General features: G+C 63.5%; 12 protein-coding genes and 1 tRNA gene. 6 read left to right on the top strand and 7 right to left on the bottom strand.

Annotated features, from left to right (window positions below):
* Positions 1–99 precede the first annotated feature (99 nt).
* Positions 100–978 carry a LysR family transcriptional regulator gene (locus tag ABWK72_RS06315; protein ID WP_367873938.1) on the bottom strand — a complete coding sequence of 293 codons (879 nt, stop codon included), beginning with the start codon at positions 976–978 and terminating at the stop codon, positions 100–102.
* 79 nt (positions 979–1,057) lie between these two features.
* Here ABWK72_RS06315 and ABWK72_RS06310 point away from each other — a divergent pair, with 79 nt between their 5' ends.
* Positions 1,058–1,594 carry an ester cyclase gene (locus ABWK72_RS06310; RefSeq protein WP_367873937.1) on the top strand — a complete coding sequence of 179 codons (537 nt, stop codon included), beginning with the start codon at positions 1,058–1,060 and terminating at the stop codon, positions 1,592–1,594.
* A gap of 195 nt (positions 1,595–1,789) precedes the next feature.
* Here ABWK72_RS06310 and ABWK72_RS06305 read toward each other — a convergent pair whose 3' ends face one another.
* Positions 1,790–2,809 carry a DUF3500 domain-containing protein gene (locus tag ABWK72_RS06305; RefSeq protein WP_367873936.1) on the bottom strand — a complete coding sequence of 340 codons (1,020 nt, stop codon included), beginning with the start codon at positions 2,807–2,809 and terminating at the stop codon, positions 1,790–1,792.
* A gap of 211 nt (positions 2,810–3,020) precedes the next feature.
* Here ABWK72_RS06305 and ABWK72_RS06300 point away from each other — a divergent pair, with 211 nt between their 5' ends.
* Together ABWK72_RS06300 and ABWK72_RS06295 are read left to right on the top strand one after the other, a co-directional pair.
* Complete coding sequence (locus ABWK72_RS06300; protein ID WP_367873935.1) at positions 3,021–3,839, top strand: alpha/beta hydrolase; 819 nt, start codon at positions 3,021–3,023, stop codon at positions 3,837–3,839.
* 525 nt (positions 3,840–4,364) lie between these two features.
* On the top strand, positions 4,365–5,891 hold the full coding sequence (locus ABWK72_RS06295) for an alkaline phosphatase D family protein (protein ID WP_367873934.1): 1,527 nt from the start codon (positions 4,365–4,367) through the stop codon (positions 5,889–5,891).
* A gap of 160 nt (positions 5,892–6,051) precedes the next feature.
* Here ABWK72_RS06295 and ABWK72_RS06290 read toward each other — a convergent pair whose 3' ends face one another.
* The 3 genes from ABWK72_RS06290 to ABWK72_RS06280 all read right to left on the bottom strand — a co-directional run bounded on the left by ABWK72_RS06290 (position 6,052) and on the right by ABWK72_RS06280 (position 11,817).
* Positions 6,052–7,011, bottom strand: coding sequence for an SMP-30/gluconolactonase/LRE family protein (locus ABWK72_RS06290; RefSeq protein WP_367873933.1), 960 nt, complete (start codon positions 7,009–7,011; stop codon positions 6,052–6,054).
* Between the two features lie 97 nt (positions 7,012–7,108).
* Positions 7,109–8,626, bottom strand: a complete 1,518-nt coding sequence (locus tag ABWK72_RS06285) for a DUF1501 domain-containing protein (RefSeq protein WP_367873932.1) — start codon at positions 8,624–8,626, stop codon at positions 7,109–7,111.
* Positions 8,623–11,817 (bottom strand): DUF1553 domain-containing protein, encoded by a 3,195-nt coding sequence (locus ABWK72_RS06280; protein WP_367873931.1) that lies wholly within the window; start codon positions 11,815–11,817, stop codon positions 8,623–8,625. Before ABWK72_RS06280 ends, ABWK72_RS06285 begins: the two co-directional genes overlap by 4 nt.
* 473 nt (positions 11,818–12,290) lie before the next feature.
* Here ABWK72_RS06280 and ABWK72_RS06275 point away from each other — a divergent pair, with 473 nt between their 5' ends.
* Positions 12,291–15,758, top strand: coding sequence for a proline dehydrogenase family protein (locus ABWK72_RS06275; protein ID WP_367873930.1), 3,468 nt, complete (start codon positions 12,291–12,293; stop codon positions 15,756–15,758).
* A gap of 83 nt (positions 15,759–15,841) precedes the next feature.
* Here the strand turns inward: ABWK72_RS06275 and ABWK72_RS06270 are convergent, their stop codons facing one another.
* Positions 15,842–16,756 carry a hypothetical protein gene (locus tag ABWK72_RS06270; protein ID WP_367873929.1) on the bottom strand — a complete coding sequence of 305 codons (915 nt, stop codon included), beginning with the start codon at positions 16,754–16,756 and terminating at the stop codon, positions 15,842–15,844.
* A 34-nt stretch (positions 16,757–16,790) separates the two neighbouring features.
* Positions 16,791–18,776, bottom strand: a complete 1,986-nt coding sequence (locus ABWK72_RS06265; protein WP_367873928.1) for a glycosyl hydrolase family 28-related protein — start codon at positions 18,774–18,776, stop codon at positions 16,791–16,793.
* 230 nt (positions 18,777–19,006) lie between these two features.
* Here ABWK72_RS06265 and ABWK72_RS06260 point away from each other — a divergent pair.
* Positions 19,007–19,086, top strand: a tRNA-Leu gene (locus tag ABWK72_RS06260).
* 67 nt (positions 19,087–19,153) lie between these two features.
* Entirely contained in the window at positions 19,154–19,978 is an 825-nt protein-coding gene (locus ABWK72_RS06255; protein ID WP_367873927.1) for an LpxI family protein, read from the top strand.
* Positions 19,979–20,000: the final 22 nt, after the last annotated feature.

The raw sequence follows: 20,000 nt of genomic DNA, 5'->3' as shown, positions 1-20,000 counted from the left end.
TTGGAAAAGAAGGATTTTCCCGGGGCGCTTGGGATCAACGATGGCCTCAAGAACTGTTCCGGCCGCACAGAGGACTGTGCGGACCACCTTTCAAGCCCGTTACTTCGCCATGCGGTTGATGGATTTGGCGAGGAAGGTGGCAAAGGTTCCGGTGAGGGCATTGGAGGGGGAGCGGCGGCTGTAGATGGCGATGGAGACATCGGGCATCGGCGGGAGGTCGGCCTTGGGGCCGACGGCTTTCATGCCGGGGAGGATGGCGGATTTCGCGAGGACTCCGATGCCGAGGCCTGCCTGGATCGCGGCTTGGATGGAGGGCAGGCTGGCGCTGGAGTAGGCGATGCGCCAGGGGCGGCCGGCCCGTTCGAGGAGGTCGAGGGCGGTTTTCCGATAGCCGCAGGGGGCGGGGAAGAGGACGAGGGGAAGCGGGGTGGTGCCGGGCTTCAGGGCGGTTTGGGTGGATTGGACCCAGGCCAGCTTCTCGCGGAGGAGGACTCGGTCTTCGTGGAAGGAGCTGCCCGAGCGCCCGGCAGCGCCGACGACGAGATCGAAGCGGTCGGACTCCAAACCCGCGAGGAGTTCGCCGGTCATGCCGACTTCCACGCTCAATTCAACATCGGGGTGGGTGCGATTGAATTCGGAGAGGAGGGTCGGCAGGAACTGTTGGCCGAACTGCTGCATTACACCGAGGCGGAGACTCCCGGTGTCCGCCACGCGTGAGATGCGGTCCAGCATCTCGTGATTCAGGGCGAGCAGGCGGCGACCGTAGGCGAGCAGGAGATCGCCTTCCGGGGTCAGTTCGAGGGTCCTGCTGGTGCGCTGGAAGACGCTGCTGCCGATCAAGGATTCGAGCCGCTGGATTTTCAGGCTGACCGCGGATTGGGTGAGATGCAGGCGGCGTGACGCTGCGGTGAAGCCCTTGCTCTCGGCGACCTCGATGAAGCAGCGGATAAGATCGAGGTCGAGGACGGGCGTGATCATACCGATGAGATTCTGTGATGGATGGTATAGATGCAATCAATTTTGTAAATGAGTGGATCTGTGGTGGAATGATTCCGAAATGAACACGAATACTTGCCTCGACTCCTTGCCGCCGCTGGTCATGAAGAAGCGCCGGGCGCTGGCCTTGCTTCTTGCGCCCTTCGCCATGATCGGGACAGGGCGGGCCAAACCGGCTGCGGACCTCACGGTGGGTGAGAAGCTGCTTACGGAATTCTGGGAAAAGATCTACAACCTGCCCCAGGATCTCGGAACGATCGACCGGCTATGCACGGAGGACTTCATCCTCACGACATCCGGAAAGGATGTGGTGGGCCGCGCCGCCTTCAAGGAATGGGCCCGCTCCTTCAGCTCGAAAATCCGCGACGTGAAGCTGAGAAGCCTGGACATGTTCAGCTCGGCCGACGGGACGCGGGTGGTTTCGCGATGGGTTGTAACCGGGTTTAACCGCGGGATGTTCGGCACGCCGCCGGACGATCAGCCGGTGGAGTTCACGGGGATCGCGGTGTGGGAAGTCCGCGATGGGAAGCTGGCGCACAATTGGGTGGAGAGGAGTGCGCTGGAGCTGATGCAGAAGCTAAAGGGGGAGGGGAAGTGAGGCCTGCCGCGTATTTGGGAGCGTGGCTGGACAGCCAGTCGTCCCGCTACGAGGCGAGGCTTTCCGGACACGCCATCTGGAATTCTGCCCGTCCTTCACGGCGGCGAGCCGCAGCACTCGAAGGCCGCTGCGCGGCTTCCGGAGACCTCCGGTGCTGGAACTGGACAGCGGAGTCGTGGCGCTACGATGCAGACCTCAATGGTCGCCGTGGTCCTTCTCGTGCTGCTTGTAGTGCTCGGCCATCATGTCGCGGCCGAAGTCGCCTTCGAAGGAACGCCAGGTGGCGTGGATGTGGTTGGCGTTGTTCTGGGTGTTCGCGGCTTCCATGAGGAAGGTCGGGCCCTGCACGCGGTAGTACCAGGCCTCGCCGCGCTTCAGGCTGCCGGCCCAGCCGAAGGTGATCTTGTCGAAGCCGGCGTCGTCGATCTTCTTCATGTCGTCGTCCGCGAGCACCTTGCGGTTGCGACCGGTGTATTCGGAGATGAGGGTGCGGAGGGCACTCTTCTGCTCAGCGGTCATTTCGGATGCGGGTAGGCCGACGGCTTCGAGCGCGGTGGCCTTGCGGTTCTCCGCGCTGAAGATTTCGGCGGGGGCCTTATCGCTGAATTTGACCGCCGCCTTGCCGCCTTCCAGCAGGACATTGGCGAGAGCCATGGCGAGTTCCTCCTCGGCTTTCAGGATGCGCAGGCCCTTGTGCTGGCCTTCCGTGACCTCGCCCGGATTCGCGCCGATGAAGGAGGGCGTGGTGGCCACTTCCTTGCCGGCGATGACGGTGTAATTGACGGCGAAGTGGTGGCCTTCGAATTTCCAGCCCCAGGCTTTCTCATCGCCCGGCTTGCCGAAGATGGAGACGTAATACTTGGTGTTGTCGCGGTAGGTCGGGTTCTTCTCCTTCTCGGCGAGCAGGCCTTCGAGGATGATGACCTGGCTGGCCTTGAGCTTGCCCTTGTCGCTGAGGGCGGTCTCGATCAGCTTCATCGCTGCGGCCTTCTGGGCTTCATCCATCTCCTTGAAGGGCAGGCCGGTGCGGGTCTGGGGGGTGAATTTGAAATTCTCGCGTTGGTCGGATTCGAAGGGGAAGGCGGCCTTCGAGCGCTTCGTTTCGTCAAGGGAGCCGAGGAAGGCGTCGGCGGCCGATTTCATCTCCGCGATGGCGGAAAGTTCGTCCGCGGCGAGCGGGAGAGTCAGCAGCAGGGCCAGGAGCGGGGTTTTCATGCGAGGGGAATACAAGGGGATCGGGGTGATTCTCGCAAGGAGGAGTGTCAGCATTCGGAACCCGGCGGTAGTGGTGCTTCATCAAGGGATTCGATGTTCGGTATTTGTTTTTCGATGTTAGGGTGCTGGCCGGAGCAGCGGGGCTGTTGTTGTGCTGCGCGCTGAGTCCATCATCCCCATGTCGCCCATCCTCCGCCTATTTCTTCGCTGCATGCTGTTCTGGACCGTGCTTCCCCTGCTTGGCTGTCTGCTGCTGCTGGCGAGTTGCCAGAGCAAGCTGATCTACTTTCCTCGGCCGTATGGGGCCGATCATGTGGCAGACTGGGATGCCGAGCCGGGGACCAAGGTCATTGACTACGAGACCGAGCAGGGGAAGCAGCAGGCCTATTTGCTCTCGAAGACGGACAAGCCGGAGCGGCTGTGGCTGGTCTGCGGCGGGAATGGCACGCTGGCGCTGGAGTGGTCGGATTGGCTGCGCGAGCACGGCCCGGCGAATGATGCCTGGCTGCTGATGGACATTCCCGGCTACGGGGCCTGCGAGGGGAAGCCGAGCCCGGGGACGATCCGCAATTCGCTCAAGGCGGTGGTGCCGGCGGGGATGGGCGCGCTCGGCTGGTCGCTGCCGGCGGATCAGGGGAAGCTGCGCTTCTTCGGCCACAGCCTGGGGGCGGCGGTCACCCTGATGGGAGCGAAGGAATTCGACATCCGGCGGGGTGTGATGCTCACACCCTTCACCAGCAGCATGGACATGACCAAGGCGATGTTCGGCGTGAATCTCGGCTTCATCGTGTGGCACCGCTTCAACAACCTGGAGCGGCTCGATGAGATGGCGAAGAAGGGCAATGCAGCCGTCTTTATCCTGCACGGTGCCGACGATGAGGCGATCCCGGTGTGGATGTCCCGGGAGCTTGCGGAGAAGGTGCCATCGGTCGTGCACTACACGGAGATCCCGAAAGGCCGCCACAATACGCTGCAGGACATGGCCGCGGAGGAGATCCGTGCGGCGATGGAGAAAGCGCGGAGCGAATAGGGGTTTCGGCACTTGCCCCGCGGGGCGGATGGGCGCAGCTTGGCGGAGTCTCACCGGTGTTCTTTTCGGGCCGGTGGATGGTCCCCCCCGCCGTCCACTTCAACCCCCACGTCATGATCTCCCGGTACCCTTGCGCCTTGGCCACAGCGACAGTTGCGATATTTTTCACTACCGCTGATGCGGTTTCGCCCGTGGTCGCGGGTCCCTGGTGCGGGGCGGTGACGCCGCAATCGATCGCGGTGACGGCGAATCTGGGTGCGGCGGGGCTTCAGGTGCGGCTGGCGGTCTCGACGCTGCCGAATTTCAGCGCGCCGCTGTTCTCGCCGCCGGTGTCATCCGCCGCGGCCTCGGGGAACAACGTGCGGATGGACCTCAGCGGGCTGACGCCAGACACGCTCTACTATTACGCGCTGGAGGTAGGAGGCGTGCTGGAGACGGCCGTGGACAAGACGGGGAGTTTTCGCACCTTGCCGGCTCCCGGTCCGGCCTCATTCCGTTTTTGTTTCGCGTCCTGCGGGGATTGGCATGAGGAGGGGCAGGTACGTGCACCAGAAGATCCTAGCGGAGAATCCGCGCTTTTTCATCCACATGGGCGACCTCAATTACGAGGACACCAATGTGGACAGCGAAGCGCCCTACCGCTCTAACATTATCAAGTCGATCACCGAGAGCCCGGAGCTGGGCGAGATGGTGCGCAAGCTTCCAACTTCCTGGATCTGGGATGACCACGATTTCTCCGGGAATACGTCCGACCGCACCAGCAAGGGGCGTCGTGCGAACCGGGCGGTCTATCGCGAATTGATCCCGCACTACCCGCTGCCTGCCGGCGGGCCGAATGAAGCGATCTATCAGGCCTTCAATTGCGGCCGTGTGCGCTTCATCCTCTCCGATCTGCGTTCGGAGCGCGATCGCGATTCGGATGATGACGACGAGGACAAGTCGATGATGGGGGATGCGCAGAAGCAGTGGTTCAAAAACCAGTTACTGGCGGCCCGTGATGCGGAGGTGCCGCTGATCGTGTGGATGAGCGGCGTGCCTTTTATTCAGGTCGGCTCGGTGCGTGACAATTGGGGCTCCTACGCCACCGAGCGGACGGAGTTGCTAGAATTCATCCGCGACCAGGACATCCGCAATGTGGTGATTATCTCCGGGGACATGCACGCCCTGGCCTTCGACGATGGCCGGGCGACGGCGACCTACGTGGCTGGCGTACGCATTCCGGTGTTCCATGCGGCGGCGCTGACGCGGGATGGTTCGGAGAAAGGCGGTCCCTATTCCGGCGGCGTGAGCGAGGGAGCGGGCCGCTACGGGATCATGGACGTGAGCGACAACGGATCGGATGTGTCCGTGACCTACACCGGCAGGATCGTCACTTCTGCGACGAATGTGAACACGTGGAAGACCCACACGCACCAGACCGTCCCGGTGAAACCGCGCCCGGCGGTCGGTCTAACAGCCGTGCCGGATCTGGATGCGATCCATCTGACGTGGACGGACGATTCGACCGTGGAGACCGGCTACCGGATCGAGCGGCGTCTTGCTGGCAGCGGGGCGTGGGCGGCGGCCGGAACTACGATTGCTGGAGTGGTGGCATTCAACGATGCGGCGGTGACAGCGGGGAATTCCTATGATTATCGCGTGATCACCCTGAACGGCATAGCGGAGGCGCTGCCATCGAATACGGCGACCGTGAGTCCTTCTACTCGCTTCCGCGATTGGAAGATCCTGCGCTTCGGCAATGCCAACATTTCCAATGGTGATGACAGCGACCACGACGGGCTGACGACGGTGGACGAGTATCTCTTCGATCTCAATCCATTGGCGGCCGACAGGTTTGCGTGGAGCGCCGCCGGGTTCCCGGAAACGCTGGTGAGTTTTGCGTCGAGCAGCGGAAGGGTGTACCGGGTGGAGGCCAGTGATGATCTGGGAAGCTGGCCGTTGAGCTCACCGCCGATCACGGGTGATGGCACGATGAAGCAATGGACGGATCCCACTGCGGAAGCGGCCGAGGGGCGTCGGTTTTATCGGATCGTGGTGACGGAGAGGCCTTGAGGGCTCTCATGTCGTGGCACCTGCTGCTGGTATGGCGATAGAGATGAGTCGGAGCGATAGGTTTGCTTCCCAGTGCCCGGAACAGACCACTTGCAAGATCACTCTGCGGGCCGGTGGCTCCGCGCTCCCGGCGGAAGAGCCGCTCGTGAGAGGCAACTTCCTATCGCTTCAATGACACCCGCAGGATCCGGTCATCCGATGTCAGGTAGAGCCGGGTGCCGCTTTCGCCGAAGGCGACATTTGCCGTCGGGCGGCCGCAGAGGATGCGGCCTAACAGCTTGGCCTCGGGGCTCAGGATCAGGCAGCCGCCGGGGCCGGTGGAGAAGACATTGCCCTTCGAGTCGACCTTGATGCCGTCCGGCGAGCCGGGGCCCTTGAGGCCCTTGCAATTGAAGAAGACCTTGCCGCTTTCGACGCTGCCATCCGCCTTCAACGTGTAGGCCATGATGATCGGTGCGGGGCCGTGGGATTGCGCGACGTAGAGGGTCTTCTCATCCGGTGAGAGAGCGACGCCATTCGGCCGGTCGAGGTCGCGGGTGATCAGGGTGACGACCCCCTGTGCGGTAGTGTGGAAGACGCCGTTGAAGGGCAGTTCCTTGAATTCCTTGTCGTTCTCCCGGCCCGGCAGGCCGTAGGGAGGATCCGTGAAAAAGACGCCGCCATCCTTGGCGATGGCGAGGTCGTTGGGAGAGTTAAAGCGCTTGCCATTGAAATTGTCGGCCAGGGTGCGCTTGCCGCCGCCCGGGGTGAGGTAGGAGACGCGGCGGTCGCCATGCTCGCAAAAGTAGAGCACGCCTTTCGCGTCCATTGCGAGGCCGTTCGAGCCGGGCTCCTGACCGTAGCTGCCCACGCCGGTGAAACCGGAGGGCTTCATGAAGATGGAGGCTTCCTTGTCGCCTTCCTTCCACTGGTAGATGGTATTGCGTGGGACGTCGGAGAAGAGCAGGCGCTGGCCTTTCTCATCCCACACCGGGCCTTCCGCCCAATCAAAGCCACTGCAGAGGGTCTCAATCTTCGCATCGGCGGCGAGGATCTCGTCGAGCGCGGGGTCGAGGCGCTCGATGGTTTCCTGCGCGGAGGCGAGGGCGGGGAGGATGAGAAGGAAGCGGATGCTTTTCATGGATTACCCTATTACTCGCCGAATGGCCGGGAGTCTTCGGGCAAGCTTGTCATTCCTCCGCCACGGCGGCTGTGGCGCTGCGTTGAGTCGGACGATCTCAGCTCAAAATCTCCTTCACCACCCTCGCAGGCTCCACGCCGGTCAGTTTCTGCTCGAGGCCTTGGAACTTGAAGGTGAGCTTTTCGTGGTCGATACCGAGCAGGTGAAGGATGGTGGCATTAAGGTCGCGGATGTGTATCGGGTCCTTGACGATGTTGTAAGAGAACTCGTCGGTTTCGCCGTAGACGGTGCCGGGCTTCACTCCGCCGCCGGCCATCCACATGGAGAAGCAGCGCGGGTGGTGATCGCGGCCGTAGTTTTCCTTCGAGAGACCGCCCTGGGAGTAGACGGTGCGTCCGAATTCGCCGCCCCAGACGACCAGGGTATCTTCTAACAGGCCGCGCTGCTTGAGGTCGGCGATGAGGGCGGCGGTGGGCCGGTCGACGTCCTCGCAGAGGATCTTCATGCGGTTCGGCAGGTCGCCGTGGGTATCCCAGCCGCGGTGGAAGATCTGGGTGAAGCGCACGCCGCGCTCGGCCATGCGGCGGGCCATCAGGCAATTGTAGGCGTAGGTACCGGGCTCCTTGGCCTTCGGGCCGTACATCTCCCAGATGGATTCCGGTTCGTCGGAGAGGTCGGTGAGTTCCGGGACGGAGACCTGCATGCGGAAGGCCATCTCGTATTGGGCGATGCGGACGTTGGTTTCGGGATCGCCGATGCGCTCTTCGAGCTGGCGGTTCATGTCGTTCACGCCATCGATCATCGCCCGTCGCAACTCGCGGCTCACGCCCTTGGGATTTGAGAGGTGGATCACCGGGTCACCGCCGGAGCGCAGGGCGACACCGGAGTGCTCGGGCGAGAGGAAGCCGGAGGACCAGAGGCGCGATGACAGGGCCTGGATATTCACGGTCAGCGGGAGCTTCGAGGTGAGGACGACGAAGGTCGGCAGGTCCTCGTTCATCGAGCCGAGGCCATAGGACATCCACGAGCCGATCGAAGGCTTGCCCGGGATCATGTTGCCGGAAGTCGCCAGCAGAATCGCGGGTTCGTGGTTGATGGCTTCCGTGTGCAGGGACTTCATCACGGCGAAGTCATCGGAGACCTTGGCGGTGTGCGGGAAGAGTTCGCTGACCCAGTGGCCGGCCTGGCCGTGCTGCTGGAAATTGAAGATGCTCGGGGCGATCGGGAAGCGGGTTTGCGAGGCGGTCATGCCGGTCAGAACCTGGCCGCCGCGGACGGATTCCGGCAGGTCTTGGTCGAAGCGCTTGATCAGCTCAGGCTTGTAGTCCCATGTCTCGAACTGCGATGGCGCGCCCGCCATGAAAAGGTAGATGGCGCGCTTCGCCTTGGGCGCGAAGTTAGGCAGTAGCATGCTGGAATCGCCGGTGGATGCCGCGGCATTCTCGGAGAGCAGCTTGGCGAGTCCGGCCCAAGCGAGCGCCTTGCCGGAGCGGCCGAGAAATTGGCGGCGCGTGGCAAGTTCGAGCCAGCGCTGCTTAATGGCATGCGGCAGCGGAAGATCGTAGACCGAAGGCCCTTCGCCTGAGAAATCGGAGCAAGGATGGATCGGCTTCATTTGTTCACGTATTCGTCAAGGTTCAGGAACTGATTCGCAACCATCGTCCAAGTTGCGATCTCGGCTGCGGGAAGCGAGGCATCCGCCGGGGAATCACCGGTTGTCAGCAGCGCGGCGGCGTCATCGGCATGCGCGCTGAAGTAATCGCGGAAGGTGGCTAGGCTCTTCGTGAAAGCGGGTAGCTCCTTGTCAGCGAGCTTTCGGGAGATCGTCGCGTCGGCCATGAAGTTGAAGCGCGCGGTTTCATCCGGTGACGCTTTGATCGCACGCTCCGCCAGCTTGCGCGCGGCTTCGACGAACTGTGGATCGTTCATCGTCACCAGCGCTTGCAAGGGAGTGTTGGTACGGGCCCGGCGGGTGCAGACGACCTCGCGCGCCTGCGCATCGAAGGTCTCAAGTGATGGCGGCGGGGCGAAGCGCTTCCAGAAGGAATACATCGATCGCCGGTAGAGGTTCTCGCCCTTGTCCGCGGTGTAGGCCTTGGTGTTCGACTCGGGCATCGAGACAGCTTCCCAAACGCCCGTTGGTTGGTAGGGCTTCACTGGCGGGCCGCCGGTTTTCTCCACCAGCAGGCCGGCGGCTTGCAGGGCGCTGTCGCGCAGCACCTCGGCATCCATCCGGAAGCGCGGACCGCGGGAGAGCATGCGGTTCTTGTCGTCCTTGGCGATCTTGTCGGGAGTCGCCGCATTGCTCTGGCGGTAGGCCGCGGAAGTGAGCATCAGCTTGTACATCACTCGCATGTCCCAGCCGGATTCGCGGAATTCGACGGCCAGCCAATCGAGCAGATCTTGATCACTCGGGCGCGTGCCCATGATCCCGAAGTCATCCGTGGTCTCGACGATGCCGGTGCCGAAGACCTCCTGCCACATCCGGTTGGTTGTCACGCGGCCGAGCAGCGGCTGATCCGGCTGGAGCAACCACTTGGCAAGACCCAGGCGGTCATGGGTTTCTCCTTCCGCCATCGGCGGCAGGAAATCCGGAGTGGCGGCGGCGACGCGGGACTTGCGTGCACTGTAAACGCCACGGTCCAGGACATTCGCTGTCGCCGGTGTCGGTCTCTCCTTCGCGATCAGGGTCGGCGTGCCACCCTTACCGAGTTCGGCGATCTTCGCGTCAAGCTCTGCCAATTCACCGGCAAGCCGGATCGCCTCCTGATTTTTGCCATTCAGGAACCAGCGGTCGAGCACCACGAAGCGTTCGTCCGGCGTCCACTTCGCAGAATTAGGCTCCTTGGCAATGATCCCGGCGGCGACGTCCTCGAAGGGCAGGCGTGAGAACTCTTCTCCCGACAGCGCCCGGGCGTAGAGCCGCAGGTCTTGGAAGCGGGTCTCGCGTAGCGGTTGTTCATCCTCGCGGCGGCCGATGTGCATCCGCGCATCGGTGCGGATCGTCTGGCCGGGCTGCAGGGAATCGTGGGTGATCTTTAGCGGCACCGGCTTGCCGTCGACATAGAGCGTTACCCCGGCGGCCTTGGCAGAGCCATCGTAGGTGAAGCCGACGTGCCGCCACTCGCCGCGCGCGAAGGGCTGGCTCTCCACCCGGATCGCGCTCTGCGGCCACTCGTGGATGATGTGGATGACGAACTTGCTGCCATCGCAAAAGAGATCCCAGCCGCGGTGCGCATTGCGGGCGCTGTCACCCATGCGCGAGACCATGCCGCCGGAGCCGGTGTCGGCGTTCCCGGTCTTCAGTCGCGCCATCGTCCAGAATCCCAGCGAGAAGGGTTGGTCCACCTCGAAATCGCCCTGGTCCGGCAGCGGCAGGCGGCTGCTGATGTCCATCCGCATGGAGGGCCAAAGCCAGGCGTCTTCGCCCCAGACCAGCGGGTTGGTGTCAACCGTGTAGGTGGCCGGCTTCGCTCCCGGGGCGATGTTCTTGACCACGTCGCCTTTGCCCTCGTCGAAGCGGAAGTGAACCTTCAGCGCTTCCTCGGAGACCGGCCGCGCAGTCAGCCCGGCGAGCTTCTGTTTCGCGAACTCCTCCTGGAGGTTGTTACGAAGACTCTCGTACTTCGCCGCCGGCTCGTGGCGGGCGGCGATGGCAGCGGCCAACTCGGGCAGCTTGTCCGCGGCAGGGATGCGCAGCACCGGGGCAGGGTCCTGGATGTTCTCGTCCCAAGGCTTTTCCGCGGTGTTGTTGAAGAAAGCGGAGAGACTGTAGAAATCCTTCTGTGAGGTCGGGTCGAACTTGTGGTCGTGGCAGGCCGAGCAGCCGACGGTGAGGCCGAGGAAAGTCGCGCCGAAGGCCTCGGCGCGGTCGCGCGTGTTGTTCACCAGCACTTCCTCCGGAATGGTCCCTCCCTCGTTGGTCGAGACATTCGCGCGAATGTAGCCGGTCGCCACCAGTTGATCGATATTGGCGGCCGGAAGGAGGTCGCCCGCCAACTGCTCGATCAGGAAGCGGTCGAAGGGCTTGTTGTTCTGGAAGGCGCGGATCAGGTAATCGCGGTAAGGCCAGATCGAGCGCAGGTTATCGAAGTGCAGGCCGTGGGTGTCGGAGTAGCGCACGTAGTCCAGCCAGTAGCGGGCGCGGTGCTCGGCGTAGCGCGGCGAGGCCAGCAGCTTGTCGAGGTAGGCCTCGTAGGCAGCATCGCTCGGGTCCGCGGCGAAGGCTTCGACATCGGCGGGCTCCGGCAGCAGGCCGGTGAGATCGAGCGCGGCGCGGCGGATCAGCACGCGCGGGTCTTCCGGCGGGGCAGGGGAGAGGCCCTTGGTCTTGAGCTTGGCGAGGATGAAGTGGTCGATGCCATTGCGCGACCAGGTATCACCGGCGATGTCCGGCATCGGCTTCTTGACCGGCGGGATGAAGGACCAGTGTTCTTCGTACTTCGCGCCTTCCTTCACCCAGCGTTCGAGCAGGGCGATCTCCTCTTCCTTGAGCTGGCGATGTGCCTTCGGCGGCGGCATGCGCTTTTCCGGATCGGTATTGCGGATCGCGCGGATCAGGGCGGACTCCTCCGGAGCGCCGGGGATCATCACCGCCTTGCCATCGGAGCGCGGCTTGAAGGCGAATTCCTTGCGGTCGAGCCGCAGCGGATCGTCCTTCGGTTCGCGCGTGCCGCTGTCCGGGCCATGGCAATGGTAGCAGGCTTCGGAGAGCAGCGGCTGGATCGCCTCGTTGAAGGAAAGCGGTGCTTCCTCGGCGAGAACGGTGCCGACGAGGCAGGTGGTGACGATTGGGGCAAGACGCATCGTGACGGAAAAGGGTGCGAGCGCGGGTTGGGTTCCCGAATACGCGGACGATGGAAGAATATTCCATGGAACTCGCGATGGGACTACCTCCCATTTGTCCCAGTGGGCCAGCTTATTGACGCATAAATTCGGTTTGGGATCAACGCATCCTCGGATGACTTAACCGCGGATTTCGTGGATTCCACGGATAATAGCCCCAAGGCTGTCTGTCAGATTTTCGGGGGCATTTAGAACGCAGATGAAAGCGGATGACGAAGAATTGGACCAGGATGGACGGGATGAATGGATGGGAAAAAATCTTCGGGTCCGACTGCGGTGATGTGGTGTGAGCTTGGTCCAAATTGGCCCCCCGTCCCGGCACCCATGGCAGTTGCGGTCAAGACGGCGGGGTTAAAGTGATAGGTATGACTCGCGTCCGGGACCTTATCGATCAAAGCCGCCAATTTCGCCCATCCGACGAAAAGCTTCCGGAAATGGCCATCGAACTCGCCGCAGAACTTTTGGAAGAAGCGACACGCGGCCTGAAATGGGGCGAGCGGATGCAGGCACGGCAGATGGCCGCGATGATGCACGATGCCGCGGGCAAGGCCTTCACCTTCGCGATGGCCGACCAAGTTTTCCGCCCGCCGACGCCGGCGCGCGAAGCCAAGCGCTTCCGCGACTTGATCGATGACTACGGCGTGCCGGAGTATCTCTCGCTGCCTGCCCGCGTGGCGATGCGTGCCGGCGAGATGGCTTCCGCCGCGGCTCCCGAGGTGGTGATGCCGCTGGTGGCGGAGAAGATGCGCCAGGAAAGCTCTTCGGTCATTCTTCCTGCGGAGGAAGGCAAGCTGCGCCGCCACTTGCAACGCCGCCGCCGCGCGGGGATGCGCATGAATCTCAATCAACTCGGCGAGGCCGTGCTGGGTGAGGAGGAAGCGCAGCACCGTCTCGATTCCAATATCGCGCGCCTCGCCGATCCGGACACCGACTACATTTCGGTGAAGATCTCGGCGATCTTCAGCCAGATCCACCTGGTGGCGCTGGAGGAAACGCTCACCGAGATCAAAGCGCGCCTGCGCCTGCTCTACCGGGCGGCAATGCAGCACCGCCGTGCCGATGGCGACAGCAAGTTCGTGAACCTCGACATGGAGGAATACCGCGACCTGCGCCTGACCTGCGCCGCCTTCCGCGAAGTACTAGATGAACCGGAGTTTCACGGCCTGGAAGCGGGCATCGTGCTGCAGGCTTACCTGCCGGATGCCTGGCCGGTGCAGAAGGAGCTGAATGCCTGGGCTCTCAAGCGCGTGGAGATGGGCAAGGCGGGGGTCAAGATCCGCATCGTCAAGGGCGCGAACCTGGCGATGGAAAAGGTCGATGCGGAGGTCCACGATTGGCCGCTCGCACCCTATCATTCCAAGGTCGAGGTGGATGCGAACTTCAAGCGCATGCTCCACGAAGGTTGCCGTCCGGAAAATGCCAAGGCGGTGCGGCTCGGCGTGGCCAGCCATAATCTTTTCGACATCGCCTACGGCCTGCTGCTGCGGGCCCGCGAAGGCGTGGAGGATCAGGTGGAATTCGAGATGCTCGAAGGCATGGCCAACCACCAGGCCCGCACGGTCCGCGATGCCGCACAAGGCTTGCTGCTCTACGCCCCGGTGGTGAAGCGCGAGGACTTCCACAGCGCGATCGCCTACCTGGTGCGACGTCTCGATGAGAACACCTCGCCGGAGAATTTCCTGCACGATCTCTTCGGCATGGCACCGGGCGATGCGGCCTGGGGCCGGCAGAAGGAGCGCTTCCTGAATGCCTGTGCGGCCATTCAAGGGACGTCCGCCGGACCGCAGCGGGTGCAGGACCGCAGCACCGAATCGCGTCCGGTGCAGCCGGCGGATTCGCCCTTCCACAATGAGGCGGACACTGATTGGTCGCTGCCGCAGAACGTGGCCTGGGTCCGTGACCACGTGAAAGCGCGGCGGATGGGCAACTCGACTTTCGTCCCGCTACAGATCGCCGGTGAAACCTGCAACGGCCCGGAGGAAGTGGAAGCCGCCGACCCTTCCCGCCCCGGTGTTGTGGCCTATCGCCATGCGCTCGCCGGTCCAGCCGAGATCGAGCGCGCGTTGGCCGCCGCGGTCAATGCCCGCGGCGGATGGAAGGCCCTCGGTGCGCAGCGTCGCGCGGAGATTCTTTGCCAGGTGGCCGCCTCCATCGCCGCCGGTCGTGGCCAGGCGATCGCGACGATGGTGCTGGACGCCGGCAAGTCGGTGATGGAAGCCGACGCCGAACTCAGCGAGGCGGTCGATTTCGCCGACTACTATGCGCGCAGTATTTTATGCCCCGAGTCCAACGATGGCCTCGAAAGCGAGCCGCTTGGAACGGTGCTGGTCACGCCTCCCTGGAACTTCCCCTACGCGATCCCTTGCGGCGGCATCCTGGCCGCACTGGTGGCGGGGAATACCGTGATTCTCAAACCCGCGCCGGAGACCGTTCTGACCGCTTGGGTGATGGTGAACGCCCTGTGGGATGGCGGCGTGCCGCGCGAGGTCCTGCAATTCCTGCCCTGCCCGGACAATGAGGTCGGCCGCTCGCTGGTCACCGACCCGCGGATCGGCGCGGTGATCCTGACCGGCGCCTATGAGACCGCGCGGATGTTTCTTTCGTGGAAGCCGGAGCTGAAGCTCTTCGGCGAGACATCCGGCAAGAACGCGCTGGTCATAACCGCCGCTGCCGATCCCGATCTGGCGGTGAAGGATCTGGTGAAAAGTGCCTTCGGCCACTCCGGCCAGAAGTGCTCCGCCGCCTCTCTCGCGATCGTCGAGGCCGAACTCTACGATGATCCCGGTTTCCGCCGCCGTCTCCGCGATGCCGCGGCTTCGCTGAAGGTAGGCCCATCCTGGGAATACGATTCGATCGTGACTCCCGTGATCCGCGAGCCCGGCGATGCCCTGCAGCGTGCGCAGACCACCTTGGAGCCCGGCGAGGAATGGCTGCTCGAACCGGCGATGCTGGATGGCAATCCCTGCCTGTGGTCTCCGGGTATCAAGCTGGGCGTCTCGCCGGAAGGCTGGTTCCGCCGCACCGAATGCTTCGGCCCGGTGCTCGGCCTGGTCCGTGCGGACAATCTCAGGCATGCGATCCGCATCCAGAACGATTCCGAATTCGGGCTCACCGGCGGCATCCACTCGCTCGACCCCGCGGAGATCGATGAATGGCGCGAGCGCGTGGAGGTCGGCAATGCCTACATCAACCGCCCGATCACCGGCGCGATCGTGCAGCGCCAACCCTTCGGTGGATGGAAGCGCTCTTGCTTCGGCCCCGGCGCCAAGGCCGGCGGCCCGAACTACGTCGCCCAGTTCGCGATCTGGCGGAATGCAGGTCAGCCGCAACTCCGCGCGCCGCTTTCACTCGAAGTCGAGGCCCTCTGGAAATCGCTCGCTACCCTGCTTCCCGATGCCATGGAAAGCCTCGCCGCCGCCGCCGGCAGCGATGCCTGGTGGATGGCCAAGGAGTTCGGCATCGGCCACGATCCCTCCGGGCTCGATTGCGAGACGAATCTCTTCCGCTACCGCCGCTTCGAGCGCTGCCTGATCCGCGCGACCGAGGCCTTGAACGACGCCGATCTCGCCCGATTGCTACTCGCCGCAGCGGCAGCGGGGGTGACGGCCGAAATTTCTCTACCCCCCGGACGTGAGCTCGCGATCGCCGGAGTGTCCATTTGGCATGAAAGCAACGAGGCGCTCCACCGCCGTCTCGCGACCGCAGGGTACAGCTTGTTGCGCTCCGCAGGCATTGATCCCGAACTGGCCGCGGCTGCCGTCGAAGCGGGCGTGCGGCTCGTCAACCATGCTCCTGTATGGTCCGGAAAGCTGGAACTTCCGGCCTTCTTCCGCGAGCAGGCGATTTCAGAAACCCGCCATCGGCATGGATCGGTATTGCCCCGACCCCAAGACTTGCGATAGTTCCTCCGCTTCGTCCCGGACCGAGCTTGGGTGATCTGGGGGAGAATCCGGGCTCACCGGGGCGGAGCACTTCGGCTTCCTTGTCACTCGGCCTTCAACACATCGACCCGGTAGAATCCGTGGATTGCCTCGGGATCCGGATCGGTCAGTGTCCGATAGGCCGAACCTGAATTCGATTCGCCGTTGCTGACGTCTTCCCAGTGGATGAGATTCAAACTCCGCTGCAGTTGGTAGGTGCGCCCTTCGAAGCAGGGCCCGAATCCTATCGTGGCCAGACTGCTCTCCCCGCTTTCCGGCGTGAGAGCAACGGTGAGGAGGAAGCGAGCCGCAGGATCGAGCGGGTCGAGCCCCGCGTGATACTTGAAGAGATTGCTCTGCCCGGTGCCGGATGCGTCCGCGCTGCCAATGCCCAACGGATTGTCCGTGCCGAACCATTGCACCTGCCAGCCGTCGGACACGCCGTCGCCGGCATACAGGCCGAAGTCATCCGTCGAGACATTCGCAACCTGGATGATGCTGGACGCTTGCAGGCTGCCGAAGCTTCCGCCGACCCCGGCGCTGCTGTTTTCATGCACCCGTGCGGCGGTGATCAGCCCCGAGGAAGAGATGGATGATATCGGCCCTGAGAGCACCTGCCATTGCGGGGTGAAGCCTGACATCAGCGTCGTGCCATCATCCAGGTGCAAGATCGCCTGGAGCTGTAGCAAGCCGCCTTCCGCGACCGCGGCTGAAGCCGGGGTGAGCGCGAGCGATACCGGCCGGAAGATCTGGCCCGTGAAACCGTTGCTGACGGTGGCATGCCCGCCGTCCGCCCGCACCGTCGAGCTCCCGCCGACCACCGCGGTTTGCGCGTAGCTGGCGGAGACGGTGCTCCCGCCGCCGCCATCCAGAATCTCGTGCTGGATGCTGTAGTGGCTGCTGGTCCGCGGTCCCTGCGCATGCAGGCAGGGTGCCGCGAGGAGCGCTGCGGAAAAAAATGCGGTGCGGGTGAAGCTCATCGGTTCCGGGTGTTCGCGAGTTCCTCCGGGCAGCTCACGGCAGTGCCTTCACGCGGATGTAGGAGCCTTTGAGGATCTTCGCCTGCTGGCCGTTGGCCGCGTTCTTCCCTGCCTGCCACTTCAGTGTGCCTGGGGTATTGAGGCTCACGATCGAGTCGAAGCGCACCCAGGAACTTTCTCCACCGGGCCAGACAAAGGGGGCATTGGAAATGGAGTTGTTGGTGGATGCCTGAATCACTCCTGCGGATTTCTCGGTGACGGTGCCCAGATTCGAATTGCCGGCTTGCAGGTCGGTCATCTCCGCCGGCCAGGTGCCGGTGAAGAACATGCCCAACTTGCTGCCGGTGCCGGCGGTATGCGCCATCTGGACTTTCCCGGTGATGTGGAACTTGCCTGCCGGCACCGCGACCGAGAGGCCGGGCACGTCCTGCTGCGCGGTGCTGTCCGCCAAGGACCAATCCCCGGGCAGGGTGATGTATTCGTCCCGCGGGTAGTGCCGCGGCAAGTAGGCCGTGGCGGTGGTGGCATAGGTATTGTTGGTCGCGCGGCGGACCACGCCCTTGAAGCCGTTCACTTGCAGAAGATGGTCCGGGGTGTTCCAGGTTTCGATGGCAAGCACGCCGCCGAGATTCTGGTGATTATCCAGTTGGACGCAGCGGAGGGCATTCAGCACCACGCCGCTCTCCCCCTGGACTCGCACCAAGGGTATGTGCCCATTTGGCGAAGGAGAACTCGCATTGCCCGCGGCACCCATGATGGCGCTGCCACTCCAGTTCAGGTAGCCGCCGTTCAGTTCCACCATGCAGTCGCCGTGGATCGACTCGATATTGCCCCCGGAAATGTTGGTAACGCAGTTGAAGTTTTGCACCATCAACTTGTCGCAATTGCCCATTTCGCAGCCGATCAGGTTCATGCCGGCCATGACCTCCGTCCTGAAACAAACCGCACCCGGCGGACTCACATACATCCCGCCGAACTGGCCGCCGATGAAGGTCATCGTGGATGGCGTTTGCTGGCTGGCTGCGCGCTCCGCCAGCACGCAGGTCGTGCAATCGAGCACGAAGAGATTATTCGCGACGATGCAGATGCCGGCACGGTTCCAGAGACCTTTCGAAAAGTGCTGGATAAAGACAGACTCGAAGCGCAGGTCCGCCCCGGGAAAATCGTCCGTGGTGTTCGGGTTCGCCACCTTCACCGCGCAGTCGGAGATGGCGTAGCCATTGCCGATGAGTGTCAGGTTCGAGATCTCCTGCCCGCTTTGCACAACGATGCTGACGACGGGCTTGGTGTTGTCCGCGGGCTTGATCAAGGTTTTGCTATAGCCGGCCGGGACCACCCACCAGCGCGAGCCCGCGCCCTTGATGTTGACCATCGCGGGCAGGGTCATGTTGCACTTGTAGGTGCCTTCGGGGAAGAAGACCGTCTTGGCGCTCGGGCTGGCATCCGCTGCGGCGATTGCCGCTTGCACCTGCGCGGAGCAATCCGTCGCGCCGGTCTTGTCCGCGCCGAAGGTCGTGACGTCAATGAACTGCGAAGTCCCCGGCGCGAGGCGGTCCGCAGTCACGGCACCGGGCGCGAGTTTCTGCGTGGTGATCGCGCCATCGGCCACGGACCCGGCCATCAGGGCGTAGCCCACCGAGTTGATCTTCTGGTCCGGCGCGAGCTGCTCCCAGCCGTGCGCGCCGTCGTTGAACCACACGCGGAGATAGACCGCTTCATTCTCGAATACCGCGGGATTCACCGCCGCCATGTTCGGGAGCGCCGTGTTGCCGAGTCCCGCGCTGTAAAGGCCTTGGGTCACGGGCAATTGCACGGCGGCGTCCGGCACTCCGTCCGCGGGGGCGGTGTCCGGGGAATTCCGCCAGTAGGTCTGCGTGGCGGCGGCATTCACCAGTGCGAACTTGAACTGGCCCTGGCCCTCGAAGTTGACCCCGTCCGAGGCGATCCGGCCTTGGTAGCTGATGATATGGGGAACCCCGGCGTGCAAGTCGCCCCCGGAAGTCAGCAAGGCGAGCAGCACGAAGCGGAGGCACCTGAGGAGGGGATACCGGGGGAGATGTCTTGGGGCTGACATTTGAGTTGACGCAGGGCAACAGTTCCGGGATTGCGGGGCAAGCAGGATCTCGGAGCGGAATTGTGGCCGCAGCGGGCAAACCGCTTTCGAAACGGGCCCGGAGAAAGAGCCGGGCCTTGCTTCACTCCGCCCTTGCCACCCCTGCGCTTTTCCCCTTGGATCGCCCGACACTCAACGGCGGCTTGGCGGAATTGGTAGACGCGCTCGACTCAAAATCGAGTTCTAACGAGTGTGGGTTCGAGTCCCACAGCCGCTACTTTCAGTAGCAAGGGATGACGGGATCCCGCCGGGGTTTACACCTGGATGACACCCCCGGGCGAGGCATGGCGGAACAAAGGATCATCGGAATCATCGCGGGAAACGGCATCTACCCGGAAACCTTTGCCCGTGCCGCGCGCTCGAAATCCCCGGACGTAAGGCTGGTCGCAGCGGCCTTCGAGGGCGAGACCTCGGCAGAGTTCCTCGAGCTGGTGGATGCCTCGGCATGGTTCCGCGTCGGGCAGCTTGGGAAGATGATCAAATTCTTCAAAGCGGAGAAGGCCGCGGAGGCGATCATGGTCGGCCAGATCGCGCCGAAGAACCTCTTCGACCTGCGCCCGGACTTGCGGACCTTGATGCTCCTGGCGCGGCTCAAGGAGCGGAACGCCGAGTCACTCTTCGGCGGCATCGCGGAGGAGCTGGAGAAGGACAAGATCCACCTGCTGCCAGCCACGACTTTCCTGGAAGATCTCCTGCCCGGCCCGGGGCCTGTCTGCGGCCCGCCGCTGAAAAAACGCCAGATCGAGGACGCTGAATTCGGCTTCCGGATCGCCAAGGAGACCAGTCGCCTGGACATCGGGCAGACAGTCGTGGTGCGCCACGGCACTGTCCTCGCCGTGGAGGCCTTCGAGGGCACGAACTCCTGCGTGAAGCGCGGCGGCGAGCTGGGGAAGGGGAAGGACGTGATGCTGGTAAAGGTCTCGAAGCCGGACCAGGACTTCCGCTTCGACGTGCCGGTCATCGGGCCCCACACCATCCAAGCCTGCGTCGAAGCCGGGGTCAAAGCGATCGCGGTCGAAGCGCGGAAGACCCTGCTATTGGAGCGGGACGCGATCTTCAAACTCTGCCAGGAGCACGCGGTGAGCCTGCATGCGCTGGAGGAGAAGTAGGGTGGCTCTCCAGAGCCGCGCT

The sequence above is a fragment of the Luteolibacter sp. Populi genome (assembly GCF_040801775.1).
Classification (GTDB): domain Bacteria; phylum Verrucomicrobiota; class Verrucomicrobiia; order Verrucomicrobiales; family Akkermansiaceae; genus Haloferula.
The sequence above is the reverse complement of the archived record's forward strand: the minus strand, read 5'-3'. Positions and strand labels throughout refer to the sequence as shown.

Bases quoted from the DNA above. Each gene is read 5' to 3' on its own strand.
- ABWK72_RS06315 (WP_367873938.1), bottom strand. From the start codon at position 978: ATGATCACGCCCGTCCTCGACCTCGATCTTATCCGCTGCTTCATCGAG.
- ABWK72_RS06310 (WP_367873937.1), top strand. From the start codon at position 1,058: ATGAACACGAATACTTGCCTCGACTCCTTGCCGCCGCTGGTCATGAAG.
- ABWK72_RS06305 (WP_367873936.1), bottom strand. From the start codon at position 2,809: ATGAAAACCCCGCTCCTGGCCCTGCTGCTGACTCTCCCGCTCGCCGCG.
- ABWK72_RS06300 (WP_367873935.1), top strand. From the start codon at position 3,021: ATGCTGTTCTGGACCGTGCTTCCCCTGCTTGGCTGTCTGCTGCTGCTG.
- ABWK72_RS06295 (WP_367873934.1), top strand. From the start codon at position 4,365: ATGAGGAGGGGCAGGTACGTGCACCAGAAGATCCTAGCGGAGAATCCG.
- ABWK72_RS06290 (WP_367873933.1), bottom strand. From the start codon at position 7,011: ATGAAAAGCATCCGCTTCCTTCTCATCCTCCCCGCCCTCGCCTCCGCG.
- ABWK72_RS06285 (WP_367873932.1), bottom strand. From the start codon at position 8,626: ATGAAGCCGATCCATCCTTGCTCCGATTTCTCAGGCGAAGGGCCTTCG.
- ABWK72_RS06280 (WP_367873931.1), bottom strand. From the start codon at position 11,817: ATGCGTCTTGCCCCAATCGTCACCACCTGCCTCGTCGGCACCGTTCTC.
- ABWK72_RS06275 (WP_367873930.1), top strand. From the start codon at position 12,291: ATGGCCATCGAACTCGCCGCAGAACTTTTGGAAGAAGCGACACGCGGC.
- ABWK72_RS06270 (WP_367873929.1), bottom strand. From the start codon at position 16,756: ATGAGCTTCACCCGCACCGCATTTTTTTCCGCAGCGCTCCTCGCGGCA.
- ABWK72_RS06255 (WP_367873927.1), top strand. From the start codon at position 19,154: ATGGCGGAACAAAGGATCATCGGAATCATCGCGGGAAACGGCATCTAC.